Genomic DNA, 24817 nt, shown 5'->3' on the forward strand with positions numbered 1-24817 from the left:
CTCACTTCACCCGGTCGAGCAGTTCGCCCGAAGATCCGAACAACCGCTCATGCCACTGCGCCAGCAGGGCACTGGTGTCGACGTCGTCGGGATGGAAACCCTGCCGCATGTAGGCGCGCAGTTCCGCCGACAGGCCGCGAACGAACGGCCCGCGGAACACCTGGATCAGCTGACGGGCCACGGTGATCGGCCGCCACGCGGTCCGGTCGGACGCGATCGAGGCCAGCACCGCGATCGTCAGGAACGGCATGACGAAGTAGTACAAGAAGGCCATGGCCAGGATCCGGGTCCGCTCCGACCCGCCGGTCGCCCGGAAGACGTCGAAAGCCACCGACTTGTGTTCCAGCTCCTCGTAAACATGCCAATTGAGCATGTTCCACACCTCGGGGTCACCCGGAATAGCCTGGATCTCGGCACTGGACAGCACCCGTTGCGCCATGACCGCCGTGTAATGCTCGGCGGCCGCGGTCACCGCGAGATGCGCGTGCCGCGGGAGCAGATTCTCGGCGGCGATCCACGCCTTTTCGCGGCGGGATTTCGCCGGGAAATCCGCCACCCGAACGGACAGGTAACCCAGGTCGACGAGCTGCTTGTTCAACTCCCGATGTTGTTGCCCGTGCACGGCCTCCTGGCCGATGAACCCCGCGACGCGCTTCTTCAGCACCGGATCGGTGATCTCGTCCGCGAAGCGGCGCACCGACCGGATAAACGACTCCTCGCCCGGCGGGAAACCTGCCGAGAGGAACGCGATCAGGTGACTCAGGACGATGTCGCCCTGAATGAAGTGGCGGCGCACCGGTTCCGGGTCTCCGAAGCGGAAACGCATCCGCCGAACCTTCGGATAGGCATTGGTGGTCATGGTTTTCGTCCTGTCTGCGATGGGTGGTCGGTCACTTGAGGTGGTCGACCAGCACGCCGGTGTCGCCGAACAATTCGCGCTGCCACCGCTCGAGTAGGGCGGCGGTGTCGATGTGGTCGGGATGGAAACCGGGCTTCATGTACACGGCCAGATCCCGCAGCAATCCACGGAATATCGGCCCGCGCAACAGCTTGTACGCCTGTCGAGCGACCTTCGCCGGCTGTCGGCGCGCGACCGGATCATGCGCCAGCGAGGCGAGGACGACGACGACGGTCGCAGGCAACGTCAAGAGGTAGAGGGCGAGCATCACGCCGATCCGGGTGGACTCGGATCCGCCGACGGCGCGGAACACGTCGAACGCCACCGACTTGTGCTCCAACTCCTCCATCATGTGCCAGTTGAGCAGGTGCCAGATCTCGGGCTCGCCAGGGATCGACTGGATTTCCTCGCTGTCCAGCGCCCGCTCGGCAAGTACCGCCGTGTAGTGTTCGGCCGCCGCGGTCAACGCCAAGTGCCACATGTCCGGCAACCGCTGTTCGAGCCGGATCATCCGCTCGCGATGTTGCTCGGAATCCATCCATCCGACCGTCGGGTAGTCGAGTTCGACCAGCCGTTCGTTGAGTCGCCGATGTTCCTGGCCGTGCACCGCCTCTTGACCGATGAATGCGGCCACCCGCTTCTTCAGCACCGGATCGGTGATCTGGTCGGAGAACCGCCGGACCGAGCGGATGAACCCTTCCTCGCCGGCCGGGAACCCGGCGGAGAGCCCGGCGACGAAATGGCTGAACACCATGTCGCCCCGAATAAAGTGCTTGTCCGAGGACTCCGGCTCGTCGAAATGGAACCGGATCCGCCGAACCTTGGGATACGCCGCTACCGGCGTCTGCGAGGTGCTCATTTGAAAGCCTCCAACCGCTCTGTCTGAGACAACAACTCTGCGTTTAATTTACCGACCGACGCGTCGGTCGTCAATATCTGGCCCAGACAGTAACGGGAAACGGTTAGGATCAGGACGTGACCATCACCGGCAGTCGCAAGCGAGGCCGACCTGCAGACCCCGACCTGATTGCGCGCAGACGAGCGGCCCTCATCGACGCCGCGGCCGAGGTGTTCGCGGACGTCGGCTACACCAATGCGGCCGTCTCCACCATCGCCGATCGCGCCGGGCTGGGAAAGGGCACGTTCTACCAGTATTTCGACAGCAAGAAGGACGTGCTCGACGGTGTGATCGACCAAGTGGTCGACGATGTGACGGCGCTGATCCTGGCCGAGACCGGCGCACAGCGGGCAACCTCGCTCGACGACCTCGAAGGAGGATTGCGCACGGTCGCGAGCCGACTGTTCGAAATGACAGACGAGCGTCCGCAGGCCGTGCGGATGCTGCTGGAGGGGATACAGGACGAAGACATCAAGGAGCGACTGCTCGGACTGTCGGCCGCGCTCGAGGCGACCGTCGCCACACTGTTGCATCACAACGCCGACGCCGGCCTGGTTCGCGGCGACATCGACGCCGAATTCACCGCACACGTGATGGTCAGCATCGCGATCGGCGGAATGGTCCGCCTGCTGCGCGGCGACTTCGTCGACGCGGGTTCGAGGGCGGCGTATATCGACTCGTGTGCCGGCCTCGCCCGCTCCATGATGATGCCCGGCTCGACGCCGTGACCGACGACCGGATCGCGACGGGCAGAGTGGCCCGCGGCCGGATGCTCGGTCAAGCCGTGGCGGGCCAAGCCGTCCGGCTGGCAAGTGCACGTTTGACCATGGTCGGACGCTCCCAACAAGCCAGGGAACTACTCGCCGAGCGCGCCACGATGGACGCGGTGGAACATCTGGTTGCGGTGCTCGGCAGCATGAAGGGCGCCTCGATGAAAATCGGCCAGATCCTGTCGCTGGCCGATCTGGAACTGGTGTCGGAATCGCACCGCGAACGCATACGAGCAAAGCTCGCGACCCTGTGCGACCAAGCCCCGCGCGCGCCCTTCGCCACGATGCGCAAGGTCATCGAGGCCGACCTCGGGCCGATGGCCCGCATCTTCGCCGACTTCGACCCCGAACCGATCGCGGCGGCGTCGATCGGACAGGTCTATCGCGCCCAATTGCGCGACGGACGCCAGGTCGCGGTGAAGGTGCAGTACCCCGGAGTCGATTCGGCGGTGCGCGCGGACCTGAAGAACCTCGCCGCCTTCGCCCGCATGACGCGTGCGCTGAGCCCCGCGCTCACCACGGTGCCGCTGCTCGACGAGGTCCGGCTCGGCCTCGAAGGCGAACTCGACTACCTGGCCGAGGCCCACGCGCAGCACCACGTCGCGCGGACTTTTCGCGGTCACCCGTTCATTGCGGTGCCAGACAGCATCGTCGAATTGTCTACCGGCCGTGTCCTTTTGACCGAGCACTTCGAAGGCCAAGGGTTCGGGGGGATTCGCGCACAGTCCGACGCCGAGCGCGCCAGGATCGGCGAACTCGTCGTCCGGTTCTATCTCGGGTCCCTGTTCACCCACAACGAATTCTGCGGCGACCCGCACCCCGGCAACATGCTGCTCGGCAACGACGGCCGTCTGGCTTTCGTCGACTTCGGCCTCTTCCGGCGTATGGCACCCGCCGACGTCGACTTCGAACGCCGTGTCCTGTGCGCCGCTGCCGAAGGCCGAGCCGAAGACCTCTACAACATGCTCGCCCCGCACGGCGTCTTCGATCCCGACGCAGCAGTCACCCCCGCCGCGGCACTCGAATACATCACCGCCACCGCCGAATGGACCCTGGTCGACGCCGACATCACCATCACCCCCGAGCTGGCCACGGGCGCGTTCGCCGCAGCCATCGACCCCCGCCTGGCTCGACAACCAGGCACGTCACCGATGCGCCATCTGCCGACCGCGCATATCTTCTCCCGCCGAACCGATTTCATGGTTCTCGGCGTCCTCGGCCAACTGGAAGCGACCAACAACTGGCATCGCATCGCCAGGGAATGGCTCTACCACGAACCACCGACCACCGAAATCGGTCGACAGATCGACACGTGGCGGCGCGAGACGTCAATGCCCTAACCGGAAGGTTCGGTTAGGACTCGACTTTCGCCGCCACCGGCCTGCGCCCGAACACCTCGCCCCCAGCAGAAACCGAGAATCAACCGCTACCACCGGCCAGGCGAAAACCTCACCGCTACAAGCGAAGACGTGCTGCCGTAACGCGGCGGCAGCGCACGCGGTAACCACGGGGAGCGAGGTGGGCTTCAACTCGCCGGGCCGGCCCAATGGTGGGTGCTCAGGCCTTTTCGCTGAAGCATTCGAGCGCGAATCGGTCCATCTCGTCGACGACCCCCGCTTCGGGGGAGAACCAGTTCAGCCAGGACCGGGTCATCAGGAGCCGGCTGTTCGGGAGCGAGTCGGCGATCAGACGGGCGTCATGTCGTCCGTGCACCGGATCGATTTGCTGGGTGATGACCAGGACCGGAGTGGTCATGGTCGCACGCATCTCGGGCGTCGGGCCGGGCCGGCTGATGAAGAAGCCCTGATGCAACGCTGCCGTACGGCGCATATCCTGTTGTAGCGCCGTCACAACTAGGTTGCGAATGTGGCTGTCTCCCACCGGAAGTCGGCGGACGACGGCACCGAGCGCCTTCGCCAGCGGGCCGCTGAAGTTGGCGACCAGCCACATCCCCGTCCAATACGACCCGCCGGCCCACGCGGAGTATTCCATCCACGCCGCCTCGCAGTACACGCCGCTGATGCGGTCGGGTGCGATCATTGCGGCCTCGAGCGCGATGCCGCTCGAGTTCGTCTTGCCGCCGATGATCGCCGACTCGATTCCCAACTCATCCAGGACGGCGATCACCCGCCCGGCCATGTCCGGCGTGCGGTAGTGCTGATACCGAGGCTTCGCATCGTCGATTTCCGCGCCGAGCTGGTCGAGGCAGATGACGCGATGACCGCGAGCGGCCAGCTCTGCGGCGAGCGGGTGGTGAACCATCCGCGGCATGGCGCTGGGCGGCATCAGCACGATCACGCGGTCACCCGCGCCGAACTCGTCGTAGCCGAGCCGCAGCCCGCCGGCCGTCACAGACCTGTCGAATTTGGGCGTGGCGTCCGCACGAGACTCCACTGTCGCAGGGGTTTCCGACTGTGTCGACATAGCTGAATTCCTTTGCTGTTCAGGTGGTCAGAGGTATCGGTGAAAGGCGCGAGGGCCGTTGGAGACGTGATGGAAGAATCGGGTGTGCGATGCGGTGCGGGCATCGATCCGCTGCTCCGGGCGCCTCGAGGACCCGGACCACAATCCGGTCGCGAAATCCCCTGTGCGCCGGGTGGACCCGCGGATCATGACATCACCTCGACCACCTCGGCGTCGATGATGTCCGCGGCGATGACGCCCGGCTCGTCCGGCTCGGCCGGCGGCACGGGCTCGATCGAGCGGTAGCGGTAGTCGTCGTGCGGGGAGTAGCGCAGCTGCCGGTACTGGGTCACCGAGCTGGTCGGCCGGACCATGGCCGAACCGCCCTGGTAATCCACGTAATACGTGTTCGAACCGGTGCAGTAGCTGCCGGTGTGCAGGAAGGTCTTGGCCAGCAGTTCCCGGCAGTGGCGGCTGTAGCGTTCGGTGGGCTCCCAGCGCGGTTCGGTAGCCGTCGCGCCCCGCCGCTGTGTTTCCCGCATGACCCGCACGATGTGATACGCGGTCGCCTCGATCGAGGTGATGAACGAGCCGAGGATCAGGTTGTACGGTCCGGGCATCATGAACGCGTTCGGGAATCCCGGAATGGATACACCCTGATAGCTGTGGAACAGTTTCTCGTCCCACACCGCGCCCAGGTCCTGTTTGTCGCGTCCGATCACGGGGAACGGCGGTGTCCAGCCCTTCTCCAGTACCCGGAATCCGCTGGCGCAGATGATCACGTCGAATTCGTGCTCCACGCCGTCGGCGGTGGCGATGCCGTTCTCGGTGAAACGCTCGATGGACTCGGTCACCAGGGCCACGTCGGGACGTTTGAACGTCTGCAAGTACCGGTTCGACACCGAGGGCCGCTTGCAGCCCACGGTGTAGGAGGGCGTGAGCTTCTCGATGAGCTCCGGATCCTTCAGCACATGCTTGTAGTAAGCGCCCAGCACCACATTGCCGATGTTCACCGCCGGGCCGACATGCGCCGACAGCGGCAGGATCGCACCCTGGGCCGCTTGGATGACAGCCTGCCCGTACGCGCGCGCGGCCAGCCGGGGCAACTTCCGGTTCAGCGTGAACTGCATCCACTTGGGGATCTCGAAGTCCGGCTTGGGGGCCAGCCAGATCGGCGTGCGCTGGAAAACCGTGAGCTTCGAGGCGATCTCGGCGACCTCGGGGATGATCTGCAAGCCGGACGCGCCGGTGCCGATGATGCCGACCCGTTTACCGGTCAGATCGATGCGCGAATCCCAGCGCGAGCTGTGCACCTTCGCGCCCCGGAAATCCTCCAGACCGGGAATGTCGGGGAACTTCGGGACCTCGAGCCCGCCGACGCAGTTCACGGTGTAGCGGGCGGTGATCACCCGCGTGCCCACGCCGGCGGGTGCTCCGCTCGTGTCGGCGATGGTGATCCGCCACAGGTGGTTCGCTTCGTCCCACTCCATCGCCCGCACTTCGGTGCGGTAGGAGGTGCGGCGGTGCAGATCGTACTTGGTCATGAGATCGTCTGCGTACGAGGCGATTTCGGAGCCGGAGGGGAAGAATCGCGACCAGTTGCGGTGCTCGTAGGAGAAGCTGTAGAACAGCGACGGCACATCGACTGCCACACCGGGGTAGCGATTGACGTACCAGACGCCGCCGGGCTTGTCCCACTTCTCCAGGAAGTGGACGTCGGTGATCCCGGATTTGAGCAGCCGCATCGCGATGCCTATGCCGGACAGGCCCGCGCCGATGAGGACCACTTCATGGTCGGGTCGCTCGCGCCTGGTGTCGGTGCGGGCGGAGATGCCGTTGTTCAGCGTGGTCGTCATCGACCTGCTCCTCTACTTCGCGACCGCGAGCTCGTGCTCGCTGTCGATGCTGTCGGCGAACTTGGCCCGGGCCAGGCTGTACTGGTAGTTGTCCAGTGGGAAGAACCTGTTGTGCAGCCGCATCTCCAACCCGGTGGAGGGCCGGTAGGCGGCGCCGTCGCCCTGATAGTTGAGGTAGTAGGTGTTCGACCCGGCACACAGCGGACCGACGATCGGGGTTCGGCCGACCCGGCGCAGCATCTGCTTCCAATAGCGTTCGTGCGGTTCCTGTTTGATCTCCGCGCGGGTCGCACGGCGACGGCGGGCCTCGCAGATCACGCGCACCGCGTGTCTCCCGGTCGCCTCGATCAACACCAGATAGGAACCCGGCGAATACGCGTACGGCCCGATGACCATGAAGAAGTTCGGGAATCCGGGGACCGAGACGCCCTGGTACGCCTGGTAGCGGTTCTCGTCCCACCAGTTGTTCAGGTCGACGCCGCCCCGGCCCAGGGTCGGGAACGGCGGGGTCGCGCCCTTCTCCATCACCTTGAATCCGGTGGCGCAGATCAGGACGTCGATCGGATGCTCGGTCCCGTCCTGGGTGACGACCGCGTCGGGGGTGATCTTTTCGATCGGGTCGGTGATCAGATCGACGTGCGGCTGCTCGAAGGTCCGCAGGTAGGAATTGGAGATGGAGGGGCGCTTGCAGGCGAACAGGTAATCCGGGGTGAGCTTGTCGCGCAGGTCCTTGTCCTTGACCTGGGTGCGCATCCACAGTTTGATCGCCGTCTCCACGCCCCGCAGCGCCGGTATCGCCGCCGGGCCGGCGACGAGCGCGCCACCGATGCCGAGTTCGGTGCCGACCATGCCCACCGCCCGCAGCGGCCACCGGGTCAACGGGTTGCCCAGGACCGCCTTGGTGACGGGGCCGGTGTCCCAGTCCGGCTTGGGACCGACCCAGATCGGGGTGCGCTGAAACACCGTCAGGTGCGAAACCTGTTCGGCGATAGTGGGAATCACCTGCAGCGCGGTCGCGCCGGTGCCGATGACCGCCACCCGCTTGCCGGTCAGGTCGTAGTCGTGGTCCCAGCGGGAGGTGTGGATGACCTTGCCGCCGAAGGTGTCGATGCCCGCGATGTCGGGCAGGTTCGGCACCTCGAGCCCGCCGATGCCCCCGATGACGAATCGCGCGGTGTATTCGCCCTTATCGGTCTCGACGTGCCACAGGTCGGTCGCCTCGTCGAACCGCATCCGCTCGACCGCGGTCTCGAGCCGCAGTTTGGATCGCAGACCCTGCCGGGTGACGACCTCCTCGGCGTACTTCTGGATTTCGCCGCCCTCGGCGAACAGTCGCGACCAGGAACCCTTCTGCTGGTAGCTGAATTGGTAGATGAAGGAGGGGATGTCCACGGCCACACCGGGATAACGGTTGGCATTCCAGGTGCCGCCGACCTGGTGCCACTTGTCGAGGATCACGAAGTCCTCGATACCGGCCTTGCGCAGCTGTACACCGGCGTTGATGCCGCCGAAACCGGCGCCGATCACCAGCACTTCGTGGTGCGAAACGTCGTTGTTCACAGTCATTGTCCTGATCCTCATCACTGTCCGGCGTGGACGCGCGGCGCGCCGGTCGATCCGGTTCCGGTCGGCGTGCGGGACAGCTCGAGCCGCATGCGCAGCGATCGGCAGCGGTAGTCACGCAGCGGGTCGCGGCGGGTGCGCCGCTCCATCTCCCGCCAGCTGACCAGCCGACCGGCGGCGAACTGGCCGTGCGAATTGACGTAGTAGGAGTTGTTTCCCCGGTGTAGCTCGGTCATGTACCACTCCAGGGTCTTGCTGCGCTCGCGTGTGGTGGCGTGATATTCGCGATGCGCGGTCTCGTCGACCTCGAGGGCGGTGATGCCGCGCGCCTTGGCCGCCAGGACCACCTTCGCGATGCGCTCGCCGAGATACTCGGCCATGGTGTGCGGGGTGTGGTTCCACGAGTAGGGGCCAGCCAGCATCCACCGGTTGGGGACCTTCGGCACGGCCATGCTCTCGTAGGCCGCGACGCCGTTCTCGCGGAAGTCCGCGGCCATATCGAAGCCGTTGCGGCCGATGACCCAGCCGAGTTTGTAGAAGAGCGGATCGTGGAAGAACTTGTATCCCGTTGCTAACACCAGCATGTCGCATTCGTGCAGTACGCCGTCGGTGGTGCGGACGCCGTTCGCCTCGATGCGGTCGATCGAGGTGGTGACCAGTTGCACGTTGTCCTGGTTGAAAGTCGGCAGGTAGGTGTTCGACAGTGCGGGCCGCTTGGTGAAGAGCCCGTAGTCGGGCATCAGCGCCGTGCGAGTCTGCGGATCCTCGACGGTCTTGTTCAGCCGCCGCCGGTAGTAGGTCCGGGTGAGCGCGTCGAGCCCGATGGCGCCCGGTTTGGACCATGAGACCGGGGTGCGGCTACCCACGGCAATGATTCCGTCGAAGAGCCCCTTGGTCGCCGGGTACATCAACTTCGACACCGGCTTGGACGCCAGCACGGTGTTCAGCAATTTCGGGTTCTCGAAATCGGGCTTGTAGACGCAGAAGATCGGGGTGCGCTGGAAGACTTCGAGGTTGCCCGCGGTCTTGGCGACCTCCGGAATGATCTGCAGCGCACTGGCTCCGGTGCCGACCACGATCACCCGCTTGCCGGTCCAGTCATAGGAGTGATCCCAGCGCGCGGGTTGCTGAAGCTTGCCTGTGAAGTCGTCCACGCCCGGGATGGTGGGCAGGCTGGGGTCGGAGAACTGGCCGATGGCGGCGATGACGTAGCGGGCGGTGATCTCGCTACCGTCGGCGATGCTCAGCCGCCACAGGTGGTTGTCCTCGTCCCACGTCTGGCGGGTCACGTCGGTGTTGCACCGGAAGTGCGGGCCGAGGCCGTGATCGACGGCGACCTGATTGTGGTAGGCGTTGATCTCCGCGCCCTTGGGGAAGAAGCGGGACCAGTTCTTGTTGCGGTCGAAGAAGAACTCGTACCACGGGGTGGGGATGTCGCAGCCGATGCCCGGGTAGGTGTTGACGTTCCAGGTGCCGCCCGGCTTGTCGAAACGCTCGGCGATGATGAAGTCGTGCAGCCCATGCTTTTTCAGCATGATGCCCGCGGCCATGCCGACGCAGCCGGAACCGATGATGACGAATTCATGGTCAGGTTTGATGATCATCGTTGATCTCCTTCTAGGCCGAAGTCTGGTGAGCCCGGCCGGTGTCGGCCAGGGCGCTGTCGATGAATTCGCCGATGCGGGCCAGTGCGCTGCGGGCCTCGGGCAGCAGGTCGGCTACGGCTTGGAAGACGTGCACCTGGCCCTCCCAAACCTGCAGGGTGCACGGCACATTCGCGGCGCGGAGCCGGTCGGCCATGGCGTGCGCGTCGGCCAGCAGCACCTCGGCGGAGCTGGCTTGGATGAGCACCGGCGGATAGTCTTGCACCGGGACGGCCAAGGGGGCGCGGGCCACGTCGGCCGGATTGTTGTGCGCGATGATCGCACCGATCGCGGTCATGCCGGCGGCGGGGATGATCGCGTCCCGGCGGGTGTTGGGGTGCCCGGCGCGGACCTCGCCGTGCACGTCGACCTGCGGGGCCATCGCGAGGACGGCGGCGGGGCAGGGCAGGCCCTCGTCGAGCAGGGCGCGGACCGCGGCGAGGGCGAGCAGGCCGCCGCCGGAGTCGCCGGCCAGCACGATCCGATCGGGAGAATAGCCACGCGACAACAGGTTTCGGTAACCGTCGACCGCATCGGTGAGCGCATCAGACAGGGTGTGGCGTGGCGCCATCCGATAATCCACGTGCAGGGCATTGGCCCGGGCCGCGGCGGCTACGCGCCCGATCATCCGGCGATGGGTGCCGGGGCCGCAGAACATGAGGCCGCCGCCGTGGAAGTACAGCACTGCCCGCTCCGGTGCGTGCAAGGGTGGCTCGATCCACTCGCCGCGCACCGCGCCGACATGGACGGGTGTCACGCGGGTCCCGCGCGGCGGGCGCAGCACCGCGCCGGCCAGTCGGTCGGCGACCCGATTGACGGCCTGAATCGGCAAGCGCGCCATGACATCCGGGCCTGCGCGCAGCCCGAGCGCGGCCGCGACGTCGAGGGTGGGGCGCACCGTTGCCCGAGCCAGCCGTCGCACTGCGCGAGCCCGCAATGTGGGCCGATCGCCGTATTCGATGGTCAGGTCAGTGTCCATGGGAGAGTCCTTCGGCGGCGGTCTCGAGCTGGAAGACGCGCTCGAGCCAAGGGTTGGTGAACATGCCGGTGGGGTCCGAGGCGGCCCGGGTCCGCTCGAACAGCTCGAAATCGGGGTAGAGCGCGGCGATTTCGCCGCGAGTGAGTTCGAAGATCTTGCCCCAGTGCGGCCGAGCCAGTCCCTGGGCCGCGGATCGGATGACCGCGGCGGTGGTGGGGAAATAGGGCCGGTGGTCGAGTGCGTGGTGCTGCAGCAGGTCGATGGCCAGGTTAGCGCGACCCTGGTTGTTGCTCAGGGCGATATCGCCGTCGCTGCCGACGAACCGCAGTGACACCACGAAACCGGCCACGAACGCGGTAGGGGCGGGGCCGATGGTGCGGTGCACCGCCGCGACCGCGTCACGCCAATGCTCCAGCGGCACCGACCATTCCATTTCCACATGGCGCGGCGGCAGGTCCGCCAGGCTCAGGCAACGCCAGCTCCGGTCGATCGATCCCGCACCGAGGCGCCGGGTCCCCGCCGCCCGGCGCATCAGGTGCGGGATCGAGGTGTGCGGGCGGATCCCAGCGGCGGCGGAGAACAGGCCGTCGACCAGGTAGCGGTCCAGCACGGTGCCGCGCGCCCACCGTTGCAGCCGGTCGATGCCGTTCGGAGCCGGCGGTGGGTCGTCGACCGGGATGTCGGTGACGCATTCCACCCGGTCGGCGTAGGGGAAGTAGTAGAAGCGGGCATACGAGTGCGCGCGGGCGATCGTCTCGCCCTCGGTGCGGAATTCGTCCACGGTGAGCATGCGGGAGACCGGGCGGACGGTGAAGGCCCGCACCACCTCGAGCTCGGCTTCGAGAATGATCCCCAGCGCACCCAAACCCACTGCGGCGCAACGGAACAACTCGGCGTGCTCCGGGTCGTCGCGGCGCAGGGTGCGCACTTCACCGTCGGCGCGCAGCAATTTCAGCGACACCACCAGCGAACTGAGCGAGCCGACATGAATGCTGGCACCGTGGGTGCCGGTGCTGATCGCGCCCGCCACGGTCTGCTCCCGGATGGCTCCGACGGTGACCAGTGTCAGGCCGTGTTCGTCGAGTACGCGCAGCAGGGCGTCGAGGGTGATGCCTGCCTCCACGGTCACGGTGCCGACCGTGGCGGGCATCGGTCCCGTTGCGGCCGAGGGCTTTTCGAATTCCACGATCGCCACCACCCGGTGCAGCCGGTCGATCCGCACCACGGCCGCGTCCTCCCCCAGCGCGACAGCGGCCAGGTCACTGAAGCTGTGACCCGATCCGATCACTCGCAGCCGCCGATGGTCGCCCGAGCGCACCGCCGCGATCAGCTCGTCCTGGGTTCCGGGGCGCAGCACCGGGGTGCCCGGACGGGTGAGGGGTTGCCGCGGCCCCCAGTTGTGGATGGTGGCCATGACTACACCCGCGCCCAGTCCACGACGACGCGGCCGGTGGGGAATTCGGCGATCAGCCGCAGGCTCTTGTCGTCGATCTCGTACCCGCGCACGATGTCGGTCCCGTCCCAGTCCGGCAGACCGGCCAGCTCGGCATGGTGAATCACCGTGTCGCCCTGTACATCCCAGGTGCCCACGTAGGCGATCGTCTTGAGCGCCGAGATCGAGAGCCCCAGCAGTTTCGGCACCCGGGGCAGCACGAACAACGCGCGCGCCAGCCCGTCGCGAGCGGCGAACTGATCGGGCTCGGTACCGAGCAGGGCGCGGGAACGCGGCCCGAGCATGCAGTGCACGTGGCCGTCGGCGGTGTAGGTGAGGTATCCGATCGGATCGGAGCCCAGCGGTTCGGCGACGCCGCCGGAACGTTCCTGCCGCATCGACAACAACCGCCACGTACCGACGAACTCGGCCGGGCGATTCACCTTGTCGCTCATGGTCTTTCCTTTCACGCGTCCAGAGACGCGAAATTGCCGGGCACGGTGAATTCGGGCAGCCACTCCTGGAACAATCCGAGGAACGGCCCGTCGGCGTCGAGCTGCGCCAAAATGCCGATGACGCCCGCGAAAACCCGAATGAGCATGGCGTATTCGGGTTTGTCCGCCGGTGCGCTCACGGCCTGGGCATTGGTCAGCGACAGGTTCTCCGGAGCGAGTGCACGGGCGGTGTCGGCCTGGAGCATCTCGCGGGTGAAATGCACTCGGGGCCACTCGAAGCCGGCAACCATCGGGCCTATCCGCTCCCGGAACGGCCCGAGGTCGATGGCCGCCCCGGGCTGGATGAAGCGCTCCGCGCGCAGCACCTGCTCCAGGCCCTGGTAATCCTCGGCCAGCGCGCACGTGGCCATCCGGCCCACCGCGGGCGGTATGCCGTTCGGCAGTGCGATGCACGCACCGAAGTCGATGACACCCAGCGCGCCGTCCGGGCGCAGCTGGAAATTACCCGGATGCGGATCACTGTGCAGCAATCCCACCGTGGCCGGTGTGGACAGCGCGAACTCCGCCAACCGGATTCCGGCTCGGTCGCGCTGTTCCCGGGTGCCCTCGGCGATGATCCGCGAGAGCGGCACGCCGTCCATCCATTCGGTCACCAGCACCTTCGGCGCGCCCGCCAGAACCCTTGGCACATAGAACTTCTCGTCACCCGCCAGGGCCTTGGCGAACGTGCGCTGATAGGCGGCCTCGATGCGATAGTCGAGCTCGTCCTCGGTGCGCGCAAGGAATTCCCCGACCAGCTTCTTGATATTGGCGCCGGAGAACACGGTGGCGAAGGCTCCGGCGAACATCTCGAGCAGCCGCAGATCCGCCTTCAGCGCCTCCTCGGCCTCGGGGTACTGCACCTTGACGGCCACCTCGCGGCCGTCGTGCCACACCGCGCGATGCACCTGCCCGATACTGGCCGCGCCGACGGGACTGTCGTCGAAGTCGGCGAACCGCTTCCGCCAGCCGGTGCCCAGCTGCTTGTCGAGCATCGCGTGCATCTGCGCCGTGGGCATGGGCGGAGCCTCGGCCTGCAATTTGACCAGTGCCTCACGGAAGCGGTCACCGAATTTCGGCGGGATCGCCGCCTCGGCCACGCTCAGGGCCTGGCCGAGTTTCATCGCGCCGCCCTTGAGCTGACCGAGCACCTGGAAGACCTGTTCGGCGGCATGGTCCACCAGATCGTGCTCGCCCGCACCGGACGGTGGGCCGACGATGAGCTCCCGCCCGCGCTGCGCTGCCGCGGCGGCGGGAATGCTCATGACTTTGGCCGCGCGGCCTAAAGCCTTGCTGCGCAATCCCATAGGGTCATCCCCTCGGCTGCTCGGGTCGGGGACCGGCGGAGTCGGAGCGGGCGGTCTGTTCGACGATGGTCTCCAGCAGGTGCGGCACCTTGGCCAGCCCCTCGAGCTGATCGCCGACATTGACCAGGTTGTCCTCGAGGTCCTCGAGCCGCTGGGACACCGAGCGCATGCGCGCGTTCATCTGGCCCAGTTCGCCCGCGGTCGGCAGATTCAGCACCTTCATGACGGTCTCCTGCAGCTTCAGCAGGTTGTCGCGGGAGTCGCCGGCCTTGTGTACGGCCTCCTGTGCCAGCTCGGTCTGCAGGAATGCGGTGCTTACGTGGGTGGCCGCGTCGGCCACCAGCCGGATGGTCCGGCGGGTGCGCTCCAGTCGCTGGCGTTCTTCCTCGGTCATGTCAGCTCGCCAATTCGTTTGTCGTGACGCCGGTTTCGCCGGCCGCGATGCGGCCCAGCGCCGTGGCGGGGGGTTCACCGAAGAGCATTTCGCGGATCACCGAGTTCCAGTCGAGCGCGACGTTCATCTGCCCGACGGTCGCCACGACCATGCCGAGCATCCGGACCACCATGGCGGTATCGGCCGGAATGGATTGCTGCCGAGCCATACTGAAGAACGGGCCGCTCGGGGACAGGGTGTCGACCACGACCTGGCGGACCACCTCGGAGTTGAACAGCACCTCACCCGGCTCGGACAGCCACCAGAACAGCTGCTGCATGAACTCGTGCGTGGCCTTCGCGTCCATCGGCCCGTCCGCGGACGCCATCCCGCCCTGCACCATGGCCTGGTGCAGCGCCTCGGGGTCCTTTCCGACGATTCCCCGCAGCAGCGCCACCTGGTCCCGGTAGGAGTCCTTGGGCAGATGCCGGTACAGCCCGAAGTCCAGGAACACCACCTTGCCGTCCTCGCCGAGCAGGAAGTTGCCCGGATGCGGGTCGACCGAGAAGTGCCCGTGCGTGATCAGGTTGCCGATGTAGAAGCGGAAAAGGATCTCCCCGACGTGGGTGCGGGTCGCGTCGTCGGCGTGGCGCACCTCCTCGTAGCGGCGGGCCTTGATGAACTCGGTGACCAGCACCTGCGGTCCGCAGAACTCGGTGATCACATCGGGCACCCGGATGAACGGATGCTTGCGGTAGAGGCGGGCCACTTTGCGCTGGTTCTGCGCCTCGAGTGCGTAGTCGAGCTCATCCTCGACGCGTTCGCGGATCTGGCCCGCCAGGCTCTCGAGATCGGCGTTGGGCAACAGCACCCGGGCGGCCCGCAGTACCAGGGACAGGTTGTTCAGGTCGGCCCGGATGGCCTTGTCGATGCCCGGGTACTGCACCTTCACCGCGACCTCGCGGCCGTCCTTGAGGACCGCCCGGTACACCTGTCCGATGGAGGCGGCGGCGATCGGCTCGGTGTCGAATTCGGCGAAGATGGCCGAGATCCGCCCGCCGAGATTCTGCTCGATGACCCGTTTCATCTGATCGAACGACACCGTCGGCGCGGAATCGAGCAGTTTGTTGAGCGTCTTCTGCATCTCGTCACGGATGTTCTCGGGCCAGATGCCCATATCGATCGACGCCAATGTCTGACCGATCTTCATGGCCGCGCCGCGCATGCCCCCCAACGCTGTCACCAGCGCCTGCACGGCCTCGGCTTGCCGCTGATCGGCGATCGAGGCCTTCTTCTCCTCGCTGCGGCCAACCGAACGGACCTTGGTCCCGACATAGCGGGTGGTCTGGTCAGCGACGATCTTGCCGAGCATGGCGGTACGTTTTGTCCGCGAGGTGGTCATGTCGTTGTTGTTTGTGGCCATGGGAATTCCTTCGATGGGTAAGGGGGGTCAGTGTTGGGACGTGACCTGGTCGACGAACGCGGCGATGTCCGCGATCGCCTGCCGTGCCTCGGGGATCACGTCGGCGAACAGGTGCCAGACGTGTAACTGCCGGTCCCACACCTGCAGCCGGTACGGCACGCCCGCCTGCTCCAACCGGACCGCCATCTGCTCGCAGTCGGCGCGGAAGATCTCCGTGGAGCCCACCTGCATCAGCACCGGAGGGAAATCGGTCAGGTCACCGTCGACCGGGGACGGCGCGTTCACCAGTCCGCGTGCGCGCGCCACGTCCACCAGCGCGCTCAGCTGCGACGGGGTGAACGGGTCGCGCGCGGCGTTCGGGTGGGCGGCCTTGGTGGCGAAGTCGAAATCGAGCACCGGCGAGATCGCCACCACCCCGGCCGGATCCGGCAGTCCCGCGGCGCGCGCGCCCAGCACCGTCGCGAAGGCCAGGCCGGCACCGAACGAGTCGCCCGCGAGCACGATCCGGTTGGCAGGGGTGCCATGGTCGAGCAGCCAACGGTACGCGGACAGTGCGTCCTCCATGGCGTCGCTGACCGTGGCCTTGGGCGCCAGCCGGTACTCGAGGTTGAACACCGGGATGCCGTAGGCCGCCTTGGACAGCCGGCCGACCATGCGCCGCCAGCTATTGAGCCCGCCGGTCACGTCCGCGCCGCCGTGCATGTACATGATCACCTCGGGCCCGCGGTGCGGTCCCGGGCCCCGCACCCATTCGGCGCGCCAATGGTCGTGCCGTACCCGGCTCAACCGGGTGCCGCGCGGCGGACGCAACCAGAACAGCGCCTGATCCGCCTTGCGGGTCAAGGGGATTCCCAGTCCCTGCGGCAGTGCCCGCAGTGCCGGGGCGGCCACCGCGACGCCCGCCCGCAGCGCCGGGCGGACCATGCCGCGTGAGCCCGTGTGCGCGACGAGGGAGACCCGCGAAGGGCCCTGCGGCGGCTCGAGGGTGGTGTGATCGTCGACCGAGGTGGGTGGCGCGGAGTAGCCGGGGGTGCCGGACTGCCGGATTCGCATGACGGTGACCTCTCGAATGTTCAGACGTACCACTGCGCGTGGCGCAGCAGGACGTACGTGCGGCCCAGGGTGGAGGCCGGATTCAACCGGCCCAGAAAGAGATCCGCCACCTGTGTGGCCGAACCGTGCACCCGGGCCCGGGCACGCGCGATTTGCGGAATGGGCCGGGGGAAGCGCGTCTCCAGCCGGTTGTGCAGGCGCGCGATCGGGGCCGGCATGTCGGGGTAGCGCTCCGCGCTGAGGAGGGGTTCGCGGCTCATGGCAGTGGTCCTTTGGGGTGAGGTCGGTGTGGCGGGTTACGCGGGGCTGACGTCGGCATCGGAAGGCCGCGTATCCGGCAGTGCGGCAGTCGAATCGGCCACCGGGGCAGGCTCGGCCGCAGGAGCCTTCTTCGCCGCAGGAGCCTTCTTCGCCGCGGTGGCCTTCACCGCAGTGGCCTTCGCCGCGGTGGCCTTCTTCGGGGCCCGTGTCTTGGTCGCCGTGGCTCCGTTCGCCGGGCTCGCGTTCGCGTCGCCGGTCACGTCGGCCGGTGCGATCAGCTCGGGCAACTGCTTGCGGCGGAGCTTGCCGGCGGTGGTGCGCGGCAACGCGGCCACGAAGTGCACGTCGCGCGGGGTCTTGTAGTTGGCCAGCTGTGCCTTCACGAAGGCCTTGATCTCATCGGCAGTGGCCGTCTGGCCGTCCTTGAGCACGATGAACGCCGCCAGCCGCTGGCCGAAATCGTCGTCGGGCACGCCGATGGCGCCGGCGTCCGCCACCGCCGGATGGTCGAGAAGCGTGTCCTCGATCTCCTGCGGGAAGACGTTCTCACCGCCGGAGAGGATCATGTCGTCGGAACGTCCGTCGATGAAGAGTCGTCCCGCCGAATCGAAGTGGCCGAGGTCCCCGGTGTCCAGGTAACCGTCGATGAATTCCTTGTTATTGCCATCGGTGTAACCGTGGAAGGCGGCCGGACTCTTGATGGTGACGCGGCCGGGAACCCCGACCGGCACCTCGACCCCGACGTCGTCGTAGATGCGGACGCCGACCAGGCCCTGCGGGCCGTAACCGACCGTGCCCGGCGCCGCACGCAGGTCCGCGGGGGTGGCCAGGGTGCCTAGCCCGGACTCGGTCGAGGCGTACCCGTTGAACAGCACGTCGCCGAATTCGTCCATGAACGCCTCACCCAGCCAGCCGGGCAGCGGCGAGCCGCCGCAGGGGACCACCCGCAAGGTATCGGTGTTGTAGTCCTGGCGGACCTCCTCGGGCAGGTCCATGATCCGCTTGATCATTGACGGCACCACGGTGGCGATGGTGGCGCTGTGGCGCTCGATGTCCGCGAGCATCTGTTCGGCGCCGAACTTGCGGTGCAGGACGACCGGCGAGCCGGTCGCGAAACCGATCAGCGTGGAACCCAATCCGAATCCGTGGTGCAGCGGCGGGCCGACCACGATCGGCTCGCCGAGGCTCGGTACCGGATGGATACGGTCGAGTTCGGTGATAGCCAGCAGCATCCGGGGGTGCAGCGACTTCGCCATGGGGACAAGGTCTTTCATGCCCATCTGGCGCGGTGCCCCCTTGGGCACTCCGGTGGTGCCGCCGGTCATGATGACGATCGCGCTGCCGTAGGCCGGCGCGAGCACTCGCCGCCCGCCGCGGGAGATCAGTTGTTCCACATTGCCGTACCGTGCGGACGCCTCCGGCGAGCTGCCGTCGTCGCGGACGATGATGCGGGGTCCGGTGTAGCCGGAGTTCTCCAGCGACTGCTCGAATTGGGTGTCGTAGAACAGCACGTCGATGCGTTCCTGTTCGAGCACCGCGCCCAGCTGCGGACCGGAGAAGCCGTAGTTCAGGGGCACCAGGTCCGCCGACAGCCGCGCCGCCGCGAACAGCGCGAGCGGGAAGCCGCGATGGTTGGCGCACAGGATGCCGACCCGGCTGTGGCGTCCGACGATGTACTCGTCGCGCAGGGCGGAGGCCAATCGCTCTGTCCGCTGGTGCATTTCGCGGTAGGTGATGGTGCCGTCGTCGTCGATCACCGCGTCGCGGTCCGGGAATCGCGCCGCGGCGGTCGCCGCGAGCGTGGCCAGGCCGAAGCCATTCCGCAGGGCGGCCACGGCCTGTGGCAGCCGGGCGGGCGGTACCACGGCCAGCGGATTCATTCCCGCGACCGTTCCGATGCTGCCGAAGCACTTGTCCAGGAAGTGCCCGAAGTCCTCGGCACGCCGCATGACGGGGACCAGGTCGGTGGGCCGCGACTGGCGATTGGCGACCTTCACCGCGAGGGTCTTGGCGTATTCCATGGGGCGGCTGTTGTCCAGCAGGTATCCGACCGGTGCGGCGAGGCGTTCGGGCCAGGGCCGGATGTACATCGGCTTGTCCACGATGGCGCGGCAGACGGCGTTCGCGGCTTCCTCGGCGGTGTTGCCGAGCGGTTTGGCGTACTTGAAGTACCAGAACGGCCCGAGCATCGGCGTGTAGATCAACTGGAGGTAGACACCGGTGGAGGTGATGCCCTCGGCGCGCAGTTCCGCGCTCGCGCCGCGCATCCAGGAGTTGAACGCGGCCTTGCTGGAGGCATAGGCGGTCCAGCCCACGGGGGGTGCGTGCACACCGATGGTGACGATATTGACGATGTGCCCGCTGTGGGCCGCGCGCATGGAGGGAAGCAGGCTCATGATCAGCCGGATAGGTGCGAGATAGTTGACGTTGGCGGTCTTCTCGAAGTTGTCGAACCGGTCGACCGAGTCGGTGAGCCACCGACTGATCGACTTGCCCGCGTTGTTCACCAGCACGTCGACCCGGCCGTGCTCATCGAGCACCCGCTCGACCATGGCGGCCGTAGCCGGCATGTCGTTGAGGTCGGTCGGATACGGGTGGATCGAGCCATCGGCCCCGAGAGCGATTGCCTCCTCGCACAATTCGTCGAGCAGCGCAGCGCGGCGGGCCACCACGGCGACGGTCGCGCCGTTGCGGGCCAGCCGCAGCGCGGTCGCGCGGCCGGTGCCCGAGGACGCTCCGGTCACCAGGATCACCCGGCCCGCGACCGCGCGGCGCAGCCGCCGGTCACTGATGCCGTAACTGGACAGGCCGGTGGCGACCCGGAGGGGGCGGCCAACGTTCGGAACCTTCATCGGGAGTCTCCTGTGGTCTCAGGCGTTGGAAGCGACGGTGACCGGCGTGCGGTCGGTGTCAGCGGTGGGCTTGTCGCCGGTTTCGGCGCGAGTGGTCGCACCGGACGACGGCGCGGCGGCGGCCGGGCGCAGCACGTCGAAGCGGTAGTGCTCGAACGGGAAGCGGTGGCTGCCATGGCGGGCCTGGAAGAACCCGCTCGGGCGCACATAGGTGCTGTCGCCCTGAGAGTTGCGGTAGTAGGTCGGGACGTGCCCGTTGAGCTCGTTGAAGTACCAGCGAATCGCTTCGCTGCGCCGCAGGATCTTCGCGTGATAGGCGTCGTGCGCGTCCTGGCGCACCTCGGCGCGCGTCGCTCCGCGCCGACCGGCCTCACGGATGGCGCGCACCGCGTGGTGGCTGGTCATCTCGACGAAGGCGTGCCAGCCCGAGCCGGTCCAGGAGTACGGGCCCACCAGCGTCCACCGGTTGGGCAGCTTGGGCAGCGCGACCGCCTCGTAGGACTGCATGCCGTGCTCGCGGTAGAACTCGCCCAGGTCCATCCCGTCGCGGCCGACGACCATGCCCGTGCGATAGGTCTCCGGATCGGAGAACACCTCGTAACCGGTGGCGACCACGATCATGTCGAATTCGTGCTCTCCACCGTCGGCGGTGCGAATTCCCTTGGGCGTCATGGTCTCTATGCGCTCGGTGACCAGGGCGACGTTGTCGCGGTTGAACGCCTGCAGGTAGTCGCTGGAGAACGATGGCCGCTTCGCCAGCGGGCCGTGGGTCGGCGTCAGCGCGGCGGCGGTGGCGGGGTCGCGCACCGCTTGCCGGACCAGCTGCCGGTGGGCCGCGATCGTGGTCTTGTCGATCACGCGCATGGCCGCTTTGGTGAGGCTCGGCGGCGTGCCGGCGGCCGTGCGCAGCAGCGCGTCCATGCCGACCAGCGCCGCGCCGTGCAGGCCGGATTGCACGCCCGGCACACCCAGCAGCGCCTGCACCGGCTTGGACACCGCGGGATTCGGTTTGGGCAGGCACCACACCGGAGTGCGCTGAAAGACCGTGAGCGCGGCGACTTCCGGCGCGATCGACGGCGTGATCTGAATGGAACTGGGCCCGGTGCCGATGACGGCGACGCGCTTGCCCGTGTGGTCCCAGTCGTGATCCCAGCTCGACGGCCGCTGAATCTTGCCGCGGAACCGGTCCAGTCCCGGGATGCCACCGTCGGGCTTGGGGTTGACGAACGCGCCGACCGCGTTGATCACGAACCGTGCGGTGATCACCTCACCGCCCGCGGTGTGCAGCCGCCACAGGTGCGCGGCATCGTCCCACCGTTCGCTGACGACGTCGACGCCGAATCGGGCATGCCGGTGCAGGTCGAACCGGCGGGCGACGTTCGAGTGGTAGTCCCGCACCTCCGCGCCGGGAGCGAACACGCGGCTCCACTTGGCATTGCGGGCGAACGAGTACTGATAGGCCAGCGAGGGGATATCGACGCAGACGCCCGGATAGCGGTTCTCGTGCCAGCTGCCGCCGAAGCCGGTATCGCGGTCGAGGATGACGAAGTCGTCGATCCCCGCCTGCCGCAACTTCACGCCGGCCGCGATACCGCCCGGACCTGCGCCGATGATGGCGACATGGTGGTCGGGCGCAGCGCGGCCGGGGGCGGCCCCCGGCCGCGCTGCCGAGGAGTTGGCCATCATCCTTGATGCCTTCCGAAGGGGTTGAGGGAGCTCGCCGGATGTTTCGACGAAATAGTCGACGGGCATGTCATAAAATAGATCGTCCCAGACAATTGCGCAATACCTGCCTCGAAGGTCGCGAATGAGCAGTTGAACGGGCTCGATACAGACGACCTTGGGCGCCGTCAGCGCGTAGCTCGACGTGCACCTACCCCGAAATGGGAGCCCGGCGGCGATCCGGAGGGCTCTGTGCATGGCAATTTTCGACAATTTTGTCAGCTTTTGAGAGCGACTCAGCGATCATCCCGCCGCCCTGCTCGGTGTCCACCCTGCCGACTCGGCTCGATCCCGAATTGTCTTGCGCCGGTGCGGCAGTAGCCGTCGATAGGCCCGCAAGAAGCCCCCGTGCCCGAGCGCCGATCCCCCATTAACCCGGCGTCGCCGCCCGCATCGTCCGCATACGATGGTGCGATGACCGAACCAGCGAAGCGGGGCCGCGGTCCCGGCCGGCCGCGGGATGAACGCAACAGTGAGCGACGGCGCAACGAACTCGTCGCCGCCGCCTATCGGGTGTTCACCACGAAGGGATACGCGGCGGCCACTACAGCCGATATTGCTGCGGAGGTCGGCGCGGGTTACGGCACCTTCTATCGCTACTTCGACAGCAAGCGCGCGATTCTCGATGCCGTGTTCGACTACGGTATCGAGCTGCTGACGGTCCAGCTGGCCGGAGAGGTCTTCGACCCGGAGTTCGCGTTCGACGACGAGAACCTCACCTTCGAGTCGCTGGTGCGCGCCTGGACGAGTGCGGTCGACGGGTTGTGCGATCTCGCGGAGAACGACGAGCAACTGGTTCGGGTGTTGTTGTTCGAATTGACCGGCGTCGACGACGAACTCAACGCCCGTCTCTTGGGACTGCACGCTCTCTTGGCGGCAACCGTCGAGCGCTTTCTGGCTCGCTATGTGAAAGCCGGTGTGCTGCGCCGCGATCTGGATACCGTGAATGTCGGCTGGCTGCTGGTCACCGCGACGCTGCCGCCGATGCTGCGCACGATGCAGGGCGCGGACGAAGACGACCGGCGGCGCTATGTCGAGACCGTCGTCGCGACCCTCGGCCCGGGCATCCGCGCCGAATCCCCCGCCGCGAATTGATCGACACGGGCGTCTGCTAATCTCGCCCGATCAGACGAAGGACGGGTTCATGTCCGAACGAATTCCCACTTCCCGGGTGCGGCGCGGCGCCAAGCTGGGCAAACTGGCCGCGAATCAGGCCAAGCACAGTGCGGGCCTGAAACTCGCCGTCGTCGGCAAGTCGCCACAGCAGCGGGCGGCGCAGTCCGAACGCGCGATCCTCGCGGCCGCCGAGGACCTGGTGGCGGTGCTCGGCAGCATGAAGGGCCTGGCCATGAAGCTGGGCCAGATGTTGTCGATGATCGATCTGAACCTCATCCCCGCCGAGTACCAAGACCAGTTCCGGGACAAGCTCGCCGCCCTGTGCGATCAGGCCCCGAAGATGCCTTTCGCACGGATGCGCAAGGTCCTCGAAGGAGACCTCGAACGTCCACTCGGAAAGGTTTTCACCGAATTCGATGAGACGCCGATCGCCGCGGCCTCGATCGGCCAGGTGTATCGGGCCCGGTTGCTCGACGGGCGTGTGGTGGCGGTCAAGATCCAATACCCGGGGGTCGACCTGGCCGTGCGGGCGGATCTGAAGAACTTCTCGCTGGTCATGCGCCTGGCCCGGGCGGTCGCGCCCGGGTTGGCCGACAGCGCCGTGGCGCAGGAGTTCGTCACGCATCTCGCGGATGAGGTGGACTACCGCATCGAAGCCGAGAACCAGCAGGCCGTCGCCGCCCTGTATCAGGACCATCCCTTCATCCGCATCCCCGGCTGCGTTCAGGAGCTGTGCACCGCTCACGTGCTGGTAACCGAAATGGTCGAGGGGATCGGATTCGACGGCATCAAGGCGCTGCCACAGACCGAGCGCGATCTGATCGGCGAGATCGTGTTCCGCTTCTACCTGGGATCGATAGCGCGGTTCGGCCAATTCGCCGGGGATCCACATCCGGGCAATGTGCTGCTCGCGCCGGATGGGACGGTGGTCTTCCTGGACTTCGGCCTGTTCAAGCACATGACCGCCGAAGCGGTGGGCTTCGAGCTGGCGTGCATGCGGGCCGCGGGCGAGTACCGGGGGGCCGACCTGCGTGAGCTACTCGTGGAATACGGTGTGCTGGAACCGGATTCCCCCGTGACTGCCGACGAGTGCCTGCGCTTCTTTCGGGAGAACTCCGGATGGTTCCTGACCGACGCCGAAATCCGCGTCACCGGCGACACCGCGGCCAACGCGGTGTTGGCCGCATTCGACCCCACCCGTGGTTTCTTCCAGCTCTGGCGCGACCAGCGCCTGCCCGCCGAGCACGCGCTCGCACGCCGGGTCGAGTACATGACCGTGGGGCTCCTCGGCAAGCTCGGAGCCAGTGCGAACTGGCACCGCATCGCCCGAGAATGGATGTACGACACGCCACCGCGCACGCCGCTCGGCGCGCAAGAAGAGTCGTGGCTGGCGAATCGCCGCGACACCGCAGCACACTCCCACTGAGCCAATTCATCGACTGCCGTACGCAGATCCCGGTCCGACACCGGCAATCACGGAGCGAGGTCGGCTGCGCTTACCCTTGACCCTGAATAACCCCTGTTCGCAGCGGTTTTCATCGACCCCATTGCGCAATTGTCTGGGACGCACTACTTTGTTGATCAGTACGTCAGCTAATCATGTCACGCGGTCGCCATCACCGATACGAAACTCACCACCGCGCAGAAGCTCCAAGGGGAAACATCGATGATCCAAGCCGGGTGTGAGGTCCGATTCGCCGGGGCGTCGCCGCGACGGAATCGCGTTGCAGGAGAACGCACGTGAAGGAGTCCAAGTCTCCGACTCCGCGGCCCG

General features: G+C 66.9%; 20 protein-coding genes. 4 read left to right on the forward strand and 16 right to left on the reverse strand.

Annotated features, from left to right (window positions below):
• Position 1 precedes the first annotated feature (1 nt).
• Both NU1_RS23270 and NU1_RS23275 read right to left on the reverse strand, forming a co-directional pair.
• The gene (locus NU1_RS23270; RefSeq protein ID WP_067524077.1) at positions 2-859 is read right to left on the reverse strand and encodes a metal-dependent hydrolase; all 858 of its coding nucleotides are present in this window, start codon (positions 857-859) and stop codon (positions 2-4) included.
• Between the two features lie 31 nt (positions 860-890).
• Positions 891-1757 (reverse strand): metal-dependent hydrolase, encoded by an 867-nt coding sequence (locus NU1_RS23275; RefSeq protein ID WP_067524080.1) that lies wholly within the window; start codon positions 1755-1757, stop codon positions 891-893.
• A 116-nt stretch (positions 1758-1873) separates the two neighbouring features.
• Between NU1_RS23275 and NU1_RS23280 the strand changes: the two genes are divergently transcribed.
• Together NU1_RS23280 and NU1_RS23285 are read left to right on the forward strand one after the other, a co-directional pair.
• A complete protein-coding gene (locus NU1_RS23280) occupies positions 1874-2524 on the forward strand; it encodes a TetR/AcrR family transcriptional regulator (RefSeq protein ID WP_067524082.1) in 651 nt (216 codons plus the stop codon).
• 41 nt (positions 2525-2565) lie between these two features.
• On the forward strand, positions 2566-3906 hold the full coding sequence (locus tag NU1_RS23285) for an ABC1 kinase family protein (protein ID WP_067524237.1): 1341 nt from the start codon (positions 2566-2568) through the stop codon (positions 3904-3906).
• A gap of 217 nt (positions 3907-4123) precedes the next feature.
• On the opposite strand, the gene NU1_RS23290 is transcribed toward NU1_RS23285, so the two are convergent.
• The 14 genes from NU1_RS23290 to NU1_RS23355 form a co-directional block, all read right to left on the reverse strand.
• Positions 4124-4918 (reverse strand): alpha/beta fold hydrolase, encoded by a 795-nt coding sequence (locus NU1_RS23290; RefSeq protein ID WP_067524084.1) that lies wholly within the window; start codon positions 4916-4918, stop codon positions 4124-4126.
• A 257-nt stretch (positions 4919-5175) separates the two neighbouring features.
• On the reverse strand, positions 5176-6825 hold the full coding sequence (locus NU1_RS23295) for a flavin-containing monooxygenase (protein WP_067524086.1): 1650 nt from the start codon (positions 6823-6825) through the stop codon (positions 5176-5178).
• Positions 6826-6837: 12 nt separating this feature from the next.
• The gene (locus NU1_RS23300) at positions 6838-8391 is read right to left on the reverse strand and encodes a flavin-containing monooxygenase (RefSeq protein WP_067524239.1); all 1554 of its coding nucleotides are present in this window, start codon (positions 8389-8391) and stop codon (positions 6838-6840) included.
• 14 nt (positions 8392-8405) lie between these two features.
• Complete coding sequence (locus tag NU1_RS23305) at positions 8406-9992, reverse strand: flavin-containing monooxygenase (RefSeq protein ID WP_067524088.1); 1587 nt, start codon at positions 9990-9992, stop codon at positions 8406-8408.
• A gap of 13 nt (positions 9993-10005) precedes the next feature.
• A complete protein-coding gene (locus NU1_RS23310) occupies positions 10006-11010 on the reverse strand; it encodes an alpha/beta hydrolase (RefSeq protein WP_067524090.1) in 1005 nt (334 codons plus the stop codon).
• Positions 11000-12424, reverse strand: coding sequence for a D-arabinono-1,4-lactone oxidase (locus tag NU1_RS23315; RefSeq protein ID WP_067524092.1), 1425 nt, complete (start codon positions 12422-12424; stop codon positions 11000-11002). The genes NU1_RS23310 and NU1_RS23315 overlap by 11 nt, the downstream gene beginning before the upstream one ends.
• 2 nt (positions 12425-12426) lie before the next feature.
• The gene (locus NU1_RS23320; RefSeq protein ID WP_067524093.1) at positions 12427-12897 is read right to left on the reverse strand and encodes a lipocalin-like domain-containing protein; all 471 of its coding nucleotides are present in this window, start codon (positions 12895-12897) and stop codon (positions 12427-12429) included.
• An 11-nt stretch (positions 12898-12908) separates the two neighbouring features.
• Positions 12909-14243 carry an ABC1 kinase family protein gene (locus tag NU1_RS23325; RefSeq protein WP_067524095.1) on the reverse strand — a complete coding sequence of 445 codons (1335 nt, stop codon included), beginning with the start codon at positions 14241-14243 and terminating at the stop codon, positions 12909-12911.
• Between the two features lie 4 nt (positions 14244-14247).
• Positions 14248-14637: a hypothetical protein gene (locus NU1_RS23330; protein ID WP_067524097.1), complete on the reverse strand. Its 390-nt coding sequence runs from the start codon at positions 14635-14637 to the stop codon at positions 14248-14250.
• Between the two features lies 1 nt (position 14638).
• Complete coding sequence (locus tag NU1_RS23335) at positions 14639-16039, reverse strand: ABC1 kinase family protein (protein WP_067524098.1); 1401 nt, start codon at positions 16037-16039, stop codon at positions 14639-14641.
• Positions 16040-16066: 27 nt separating this feature from the next.
• Positions 16067-17092 (reverse strand): alpha/beta hydrolase, encoded by a 1026-nt coding sequence (locus NU1_RS23340; protein ID WP_084521734.1) that lies wholly within the window; start codon positions 17090-17092, stop codon positions 16067-16069.
• A gap of 20 nt (positions 17093-17112) precedes the next feature.
• Positions 17113-17352, reverse strand: a complete 240-nt coding sequence (locus NU1_RS23345; RefSeq protein WP_067524100.1) for a hypothetical protein — start codon at positions 17350-17352, stop codon at positions 17113-17115.
• Between the two features lie 36 nt (positions 17353-17388).
• Positions 17389-20205: an SDR family NAD(P)-dependent oxidoreductase gene (locus NU1_RS23350; protein ID WP_067524101.1), complete on the reverse strand. Its 2817-nt coding sequence runs from the start codon at positions 20203-20205 to the stop codon at positions 17389-17391.
• A gap of 18 nt (positions 20206-20223) precedes the next feature.
• Positions 20224-21891: a flavin-containing monooxygenase gene (locus tag NU1_RS23355; protein WP_067524103.1), complete on the reverse strand. Its 1668-nt coding sequence runs from the start codon at positions 21889-21891 to the stop codon at positions 20224-20226.
• A gap of 450 nt (positions 21892-22341) precedes the next feature.
• Here NU1_RS23355 and NU1_RS23360 point away from each other — a divergent pair, with 450 nt between their 5' ends.
• Positions 22342-23022, forward strand: coding sequence for a TetR/AcrR family transcriptional regulator (locus NU1_RS23360; protein ID WP_067524106.1), 681 nt, complete (start codon positions 22342-22344; stop codon positions 23020-23022).
• Positions 23023-23071: 49 nt separating this feature from the next.
• Complete coding sequence (locus tag NU1_RS23365; RefSeq protein WP_067524108.1) at positions 23072-24469, forward strand: ABC1 kinase family protein; 1398 nt, start codon at positions 23072-23074, stop codon at positions 24467-24469.
• Positions 24470-24817: the final 348 nt, after the last annotated feature.

It is taken from the genome of Nocardia uniformis NBRC 13702 (assembly GCF_001613345.1).
GTDB lineage: Bacteria > Actinomycetota > Actinomycetes > Mycobacteriales > Mycobacteriaceae > Nocardia > Nocardia uniformis.

What these genes read in the sequence shown, in the direction of transcription:
- NU1_RS23360 (WP_067524106.1), top strand. Translation starts at nt 22,342, where the DNA reads ATGACCGAACCAGCGAAGCGGGGCCGCGGTCCCGGCCGGCCGCGGGAT.
- NU1_RS23350 (WP_067524101.1), bottom strand. Translation starts at nt 20,205, where the DNA reads ATGAAGGTTCCGAACGTTGGCCGCCCCCTCCGGGTCGCCACCGGCCTG.
- NU1_RS23285 (WP_067524237.1), top strand. Translation starts at nt 2,566, where the DNA reads ATGCTCGGTCAAGCCGTGGCGGGCCAAGCCGTCCGGCTGGCAAGTGCA.
- NU1_RS23300 (WP_067524239.1), bottom strand. Translation starts at nt 8,391, where the DNA reads ATGACTGTGAACAACGACGTTTCGCACCACGAAGTGCTGGTGATCGGC.
- NU1_RS23320 (WP_067524093.1), bottom strand. Translation starts at nt 12,897, where the DNA reads ATGAGCGACAAGGTGAATCGCCCGGCCGAGTTCGTCGGTACGTGGCGG.
- NU1_RS23295 (WP_067524086.1), bottom strand. Translation starts at nt 6,825, where the DNA reads ATGACGACCACGCTGAACAACGGCATCTCCGCCCGCACCGACACCAGG.
- NU1_RS23270 (WP_067524077.1), bottom strand. Translation starts at nt 859, where the DNA reads ATGACCACCAATGCCTATCCGAAGGTTCGGCGGATGCGTTTCCGCTTC.
- NU1_RS23315 (WP_067524092.1), bottom strand. Translation starts at nt 12,424, where the DNA reads ATGGCCACCATCCACAACTGGGGGCCGCGGCAACCCCTCACCCGTCCG.
- NU1_RS23340 (WP_084521734.1), bottom strand. Translation starts at nt 17,092, where the DNA reads ATGCGAATCCGGCAGTCCGGCACCCCCGGCTACTCCGCGCCACCCACC.
- NU1_RS23325 (WP_067524095.1), bottom strand. Translation starts at nt 14,243, where the DNA reads ATGGGATTGCGCAGCAAGGCTTTAGGCCGCGCGGCCAAAGTCATGAGC.
- NU1_RS23365 (WP_067524108.1), top strand. Translation starts at nt 23,072, where the DNA reads ATGTCCGAACGAATTCCCACTTCCCGGGTGCGGCGCGGCGCCAAGCTG.
- NU1_RS23330 (WP_067524097.1), bottom strand. Translation starts at nt 14,637, where the DNA reads ATGACCGAGGAAGAACGCCAGCGACTGGAGCGCACCCGCCGGACCATC.
- NU1_RS23355 (WP_067524103.1), bottom strand. Translation starts at nt 21,891, where the DNA reads ATGATGGCCAACTCCTCGGCAGCGCGGCCGGGGGCCGCCCCCGGCCGC.
- NU1_RS23310 (WP_067524090.1), bottom strand. Translation starts at nt 11,010, where the DNA reads ATGGACACTGACCTGACCATCGAATACGGCGATCGGCCCACATTGCGG.
- NU1_RS23275 (WP_067524080.1), bottom strand. Translation starts at nt 1,757, where the DNA reads ATGAGCACCTCGCAGACGCCGGTAGCGGCGTATCCCAAGGTTCGGCGG.
- NU1_RS23305 (WP_067524088.1), bottom strand. Translation starts at nt 9,992, where the DNA reads ATGATCATCAAACCTGACCATGAATTCGTCATCATCGGTTCCGGCTGC.
- NU1_RS23335 (WP_067524098.1), bottom strand. Translation starts at nt 16,039, where the DNA reads ATGGCCACAAACAACAACGACATGACCACCTCGCGGACAAAACGTACC.
- NU1_RS23345 (WP_067524100.1), bottom strand. Translation starts at nt 17,352, where the DNA reads ATGAGCCGCGAACCCCTCCTCAGCGCGGAGCGCTACCCCGACATGCCG.